General features: G+C 31.6%; 2 protein-coding genes. Both read right to left on the minus strand.

What is annotated here, in order from left to right; translation table 11 throughout:
- Positions 1-146 precede the first annotated feature (146 nt).
- A complete protein-coding gene (locus VKA52_RS20780) occupies positions 147-446 on the minus strand; it encodes a TIGR04104 family putative zinc finger protein (RefSeq protein ID WP_442788831.1) in 300 nt (99 codons plus the stop codon).
- A gap of 467 nt (positions 447-913) precedes the next feature.
- Positions 914-2,419 (minus strand): protein kinase domain-containing protein, encoded by a 1,506-nt coding sequence (locus VKA52_RS08085; protein WP_326315016.1) that lies wholly within the window; start codon positions 2,417-2,419, stop codon positions 914-916.
- Positions 2,420-2,663: the final 244 nt, after the last annotated feature.

Below are 2,663 nucleotides of genomic sequence, written 5' to 3' on the forward strand. Positions count from 1 at the left end.
GCCCCCGTTTCGTGAAGACTTGAAACCGAGGTACTTTGGAGTTCTTCAACTAATGCACCCTTTAGTTTAAGTGAAATTATTCACAAAATTTATTGATAACACCTTTACGTTCATAAAAGCACCAATATCGATTAACCCTTAAAGACTTATACACTTGATTCATATTTAACTAAATATGGCAAGAACAATGAGATTAAAAAAGCTATAAGAATCATTACTAATAAACTAATTAAAAATCCAAAGTCAGAGTAATCATATATATTATAAATCCAGCTAATTAATAACATTGGTAATAAAACAAAAAAAACCTTCAGTCTTCCGAGGTTAGTTGCATCAAGGTCCGTGCCACATTTTTCACAATGTATTGTATTGCTTTTAAACAGTGAAATGTAGACTTTTTTCCAGTTGAATTGATGGTTACATACATTACACTTCGGTAGTTTCATTAGTACCTCCTTATTAATTTGCTCCGATAGTGAAATAGAAACGAGCTTGTATAGGTAGTTATATTGAAGAAAGTTTTTAACCTAAGACAGTAGCAATATTTTTTAAAATATAAATCAAAAGTAAAATTACAAACGGAAAAAGAATAACAGTAATCATTACAAAAGTTATCTGTATTTTGTGTTTCTTTAATCCTTGAAATTGTTTCCTGAAATCCTCTTTATCCCTTAAATAGATAGTGGAAAAGACAATGAATACCATTACAAGTACAGGCAATAATTCATAAAAAGCTTTTAAAATATTTTCCACTCACCTTATATGTTTTGATGAATTTTCTTCAAGTATCTTATCTATTTTGTTATTCACCTATTCAACAAAACTGCCTCGATACTTAATAAGAAAAGGCTAGATCTCATTATTGAAGAAAAGCCCCAGTTAGTTGAAAACTTAACTTCGAATACAAAGAGTTCTATAGCCTATAAATAACCTCCTCATGCTTATTTCTCCTTAATTTTCTTAATAGTTGTATAACTGTTGATTCATCCACATCCACTTTGTCTTGAAAGTCACTTAAGACAGAATCATTATTAAATATAATAGATGAATGAAACTTGGTTCCAATAAAGTAATACTTATACCTATTGGATCTATCATGTTCTTCGACTTTAAGATCCTTTAATCTGTGGACCTCCTCGCCTATTTCTACATACCCTGAATCTAGATAGTGACTTGGCACTACATGTTCATCGTTGATTACTAGCGCATAATAAACCTCTTCACCGTCAATCACAAAAGGTTCATTTTCTTCTGTATCTAAAATGATTAGGTCATCATAACTGCTTCCAGTAAATAACCACACTCCTTTAATTATTATTTCTCTGTAATCAACTAGAATTTTTCGGTTACCTAAATACACAAGTTTACTAAAATCACTATTTCCTATTCCGGTATTAAACCAAAGATTATAACTAAAATTTTTTTGATTAATGTTTTCCACTAGTCTCTTTATATACTTCTCTTCTTCAACATATTGAACCCCTCTAGAGACGGAAGGACAGGTTGCTCTAATTGCATCATTCAACAAATACATTTCATGAAAAGGATCAACTGTTCTTCTTGATTCCTTGATTCTTTCTATTTCCTGCAATATCTCATTAACACTCTGATATCTATTTGAGTAATCATTATGAAGGCATTTTTCTAGAACAACATCAATAATTTCAGCTTCCTCAGATTTGAAGATGCTTGATACTCTACTTCTATTAGTTCCTCTATGTGTTGTGCCGAATGCATACCATTGGCAAACCTGTGCAGCAGCATATATATCCATAGATGGAGCAGCTTCAGCACCTTTATGTGCCTGCTCTGGTGCTGAGAATTCGTAATTGGCCAATCTTTCACGTTTCTCCGTTTTAGCTTTTAAAGCATATAAATCAGGGTTATAGCTGGCTATACCAAAGTCTGTTAGCACAAACTTCCCTTCTTTAGTAACTAATATGTTTTCAGGCTTAATATCCCTGTGAATTATACCTTTTTGATGTATCTTTTCTAAAGAATTAATCAGGAAATAAAACAACTCTATGAATACTTTCTCACTAACACTATCTGCATCATCTCTTAATTTTTTTAATGGTTTCTCATATTTCTTCATAACAATAACAGGGATAGATGAGCCATCAATGGCTAACTCTTCATAATTAATATAGTTCACTATATTATCTTGATCATTTAATAACTTTACATTAAAGTATTCTGCTTTAAAACGTTGTAATTTACTTTTCTGTTTATCCTCCACTAGAAACTTCAGAGCGACTTCCTGGCCGTTTTGAATGCCAGAATAAACTAAGCCGTTCCCGCCTTGTCCGATTTGCTCTAAATTGGTGACCTCACCTAATGAAAGGTGAAGGGTTTTATCACTTTGTTTAATAAAGTTACTTACTTGCTTTACCTTGTTAGACGTAACATTTTCAGCCAATATAAACTCCCCACTTTGTGTATATAGATGATTTTATTAAGAAATCCCCAAATACTAATATCTATATTCAAAAATAAAATGCTCCGATTCCAATTATTACAAACTGGTTTTGGAGTAGCAACGATAATTAAGTAACTAACTTGAATTTTTGAATTTAATTAGAGTTATAATTAGAACTCCAATTGACTAAATGTTGTTTTCAACTCAACATCTCGAAACTGAGTCTTCAACTAACCTGCCCGTT

Origin of the sequence: Halobacillus sp. HZG1, assembly GCF_035818575.1 — a bacterium.
GTDB lineage: Bacteria > Bacillota > Bacilli > Bacillales > Halobacillaceae > Halobacillus > Halobacillus litoralis.

Excerpts from the sequence above, each read along its gene's own strand:
- VKA52_RS20780 (WP_442788831.1), bottom strand. The coding sequence starts at position 446 with ATGAAACTACCGAAGTGTAATGTATGTAACCATCAATTCAACTGGAAA.